This window comes from Prosthecobacter sp. (genome assembly GCF_044373815.1).
Classification (GTDB): Bacteria; Verrucomicrobiota; Verrucomicrobiia; order Verrucomicrobiales; family Verrucomicrobiaceae; genus Prosthecobacter.
The window spans coordinates 1-3,079 of the sequence record NZ_JBIPNG010000640.1; the positions used below are offsets into that span (position 1 = coordinate 1).

The window sequence follows — 3,079 nt, forward strand, 5'->3', positions numbered from 1 at the left end:
CTCAATTTCCCGGTCAGTGGGCGCTGCGTGCCGCTGCCTGTGATTCATGCCTATGGGCTCATCAAGTGGGCGGCGGCGCGTGTGCACCATGAGCTGGGACTGCTGCCGCAGGACAATGCTTCGCTCATCGAGCAGGCGGCCTTGGAGGTGGCGGAGGGCAGGCACGATGCGCATTTCGTCATCGACATTTATCAGACCGGCTCCGGCACGAGCACGAACATGAATGTGAACGAGGTGGTCGCAAACCGCGCCTGCCAGATCGTCGGCAGGCCCCTCGGTGCGAAGGATCCCGTGCATCCGAATGACCATGTGAACATGGGGCAGTCCAGCAACGACACCTTTCCCACGGCGGTGCACATCGCCGTGGCGCAGGAGTTGAACCGTAGGCTTCTCCCGGCGCTGGAAACACTGCAGCATTCGCTGGCGGCGAAGGCGGAGGAGTTCTGGGACGTGCTCAAAATCGGCCGCACGCATTTGATGGATGCCACACCCGTGCGCCTCGGGCAGGAGTTCAAGGGCTACGCAAGGCAGGCGGAGCTGGCGGTGAGTCGCGGGCACAAGGCGCTGAACGCCCTCATGGAGCTGCCGCTGGGCGGCACGGCGGTTGGGACGGGATTGAACAGCCATCCGGAAATACCCGCCCGTGCCATCCCGCTGCTCGCTGAGAAGACCGGCCTGCCTTTCAAGGAGGCGCAGGATCACTTCGAGGCGCAGTCGGCGAAGGACGCCCTCGTGGAAGTTAGCGGCCAGCTCAAGACCATGGCCACAAGCCTCTTCAAGATCGCCAACGATCTGCGCTGGCTCAGCTCCGGCCCGCAGTGCGCTCTCGGCGAGATCATGCTTCCTGCCACGCAGCCCGGCAGTTCCATCATGCCCGGCAAGGTGAACCCCGTGATGTGCGAGAGCCTCATGCAGGTCTGCGCGCGGGTGATGGGCAACGACACCACCGTCACCTGGTGCTCCGCCAATGGGAATCTGGAGCTGAATGTGATGATGCCCGCGCTCGCTGCGGCGCTGCTGGAAAGCATCGAGCTGCTGACAAATGCCACCGCTCTCTTCGCCACGCGCTGTGTGGACTGCATCGTGGCAAACCGGGAGCGCTGCACAAGTTTCATCGAGCACAGCCTCGCCATGGTGACCGGTTTGAATTCCAAGATCGGCTATGACAAGGCCGCTGAAATCGCGAAGCAGAGCGCCCAAACGGGAACGCCGGTGCGAGAGCTCTGCCTGCAGCGGCTTGCGGAGCTCGGTATCACGCTAGCGGAGCTGAACGAGGCGCTGGATCCTGCGAGGATGACCCGGCCGGATGCGGCGATGGTGGGCGGCGGCGGAGGGTGATCTAGCGTTATGCGAAACTGATTTATGGAAAGCGAGCCTGGAGACGCTCGGCGGCGGCTTGAGGACAAGCCGCCCTACCTCGCGCCGGGTGCCCGCATGTCCAGCGCTGGTAGTGCTGGCTGTCCTCAGCCAGCCGCCGTCGAAGCCTATGATCTTCGAGCAAGAAGCAGCCTGCTAAACGGAAATGAGTTTTGCGAACCGCTATAACAAATAATCTTTCTCTTCATCCTGCCATCAAATCGGGGCGGGAACGTCACCCAGCGGGCCAACACGCGCCACCTGGGCTTTCCGGGCTGCTATTTTCACCAGATGGGTCTCTGGGGCGGGCACGCTCGGGATGACCAGCACAGGATGGCCGGCTTGCTTGATGACGCCTGTCGTGACGCTCCCGGCGAAGAGATGGTACAGCGCGCCGTGGCCATGGGAACCCATGAGGATGATGTCGGGGGCGATGCTTGCGATCTGGTCCAGCACGGTCTCCAGCAGCAGGCCGCCGAACACCTGCGCCGTGGCCTTCACCCCGTGATCGATCAAGGTGTCGCGCATGAGGAACAACTGCTTCTGCCGTGATTTGAACACGTCCGGCGGGACGGCGGGTGGCTCAAAATCCACCACCAGCGGTTCTGGCGGCACGACGTGGATGAGAATCACATCACCCCCGAAGGCCTTCGCGTGTTCTTCCGCTTGCTTGAGGGTTTGAGGGGTGACATCGGAAAAGTCGATGAGTGCAAGAATGGTTTTCATGGCTTGAAGGGGGGTGTTTTGTGCGCGTTGCGCGCCCCATCAAAGATACGATTCCCGGTCCCTTTTCGGGTGGGGCTATCTGCGTCGCATGGGGGCGACCCTGCGTGTCACGTCGGCCACCACGCCAGCGCTGCCTGCTGCGGCTTGAGCTTCGCGAGGGCTTGGAAAGGCTGGCTGGCGCGGATGGATTTTTCAAATTCCGGCAGCTCAGCGGGCTGGCTGCACAGGAAGGTGCCGGGCTCCAGGGCCAGCAGAGCCGGGGCAGGCGCATAGGTCAGAGTCAGTGAGAGCTGGCTCATGCCGTCTTCATCTTCATCCCCGGGTTCGATGAAATGGCGGGAGATTTCGAGCTGGAAGGTCTTCTCCGTGCCCTGCTCGTTCCCGCCCCACTGGCAGTGCAGGGTGTCGCCTTCTTCGTCCATGATGCATTTCTCCGCACGCACATCGCGGTAGAAGGCCTCCATCTGCGTCAGGGCTGCGGCAGCATCCAGCTGCTGCACTGTCGTGCCGGCGGTGGTGAGGGCGGCTTCAAACGTGGAGGCGGATTCGGAAGGGTGCATGGTTTATGAGTACATCGGCATGCGATCTTGTTCCGGTGGTACACAAACAGGGCTGAAGGGGAGGGGAGGGACTATTTTTTTGATCGCCTTTCCCAGTGGCATCACTCAGCATGCCGGGCGCATGAGTTCCTCCACCCATCCCATCGTTATTCTGGCTGTTCTTGGTGCCGTGGCCACGGTGATCATGCTGATCACCGTGTTCCGGGTGCGCAGCTGGGGGCTGAAGGTGCTGCTGGTGCTGATCGCCTTGGTGACGCTGGCCCCCGCCGGGCTGGTGGTCTATGCCATGCATCCGGAGTGGATGGACGCCCGCTACCGCAGCTACAAAGCCTTTTACGAAGGCATCCGGCTCGGCATGACGCGGGAGGAGATCATGGCCCTGCAGACGCAGCTTTACCCGGAAGGCGGACCCCGCCAAAAGCCGCAGATCATCATTG

The 3,079-nt window shown here is 62.3% G+C and carries 4 protein-coding genes; 2 read left to right on the top strand and 2 right to left on the bottom strand.

Features of this window, described 5'->3' with window-relative positions; all coding sequences use genetic code 11:
• Window positions 1–1,338, top strand: a 1,338-nt coding sequence (locus ACIREA_RS29545) for a class II fumarate hydratase (protein ID WP_397385909.1), incomplete at its 5' end; no start/stop codon positions are given.
• Window positions 1,339–1,572: 234 nt separating this feature from the next.
• Here the strand turns inward: ACIREA_RS29545 and ACIREA_RS29550 are convergent.
• Both ACIREA_RS29550 and ACIREA_RS29555 read right to left on the bottom strand, forming a co-directional pair.
• Window positions 1,573–2,082 carry a universal stress protein gene (locus ACIREA_RS29550; protein WP_397385910.1) on the bottom strand — a complete coding sequence of 170 codons (510 nt, stop codon included), beginning with the start codon at window positions 2,080–2,082 and terminating at the stop codon, window positions 1,573–1,575.
• Window positions 2,083–2,189: 107 nt separating this feature from the next.
• A complete protein-coding gene (locus ACIREA_RS29555; protein WP_397385911.1) occupies window positions 2,190–2,642 on the bottom strand; it encodes a hypothetical protein in 453 nt (150 codons plus the stop codon).
• 121 nt (window positions 2,643–2,763) lie between these two features.
• Between ACIREA_RS29555 and ACIREA_RS29560 the strand changes: the two genes are divergently transcribed.
• The coding region (locus ACIREA_RS29560) for a hypothetical protein (protein WP_397385912.1) at window positions 2,764–3,079 on the top strand (316 nt) is incomplete at its 3' end.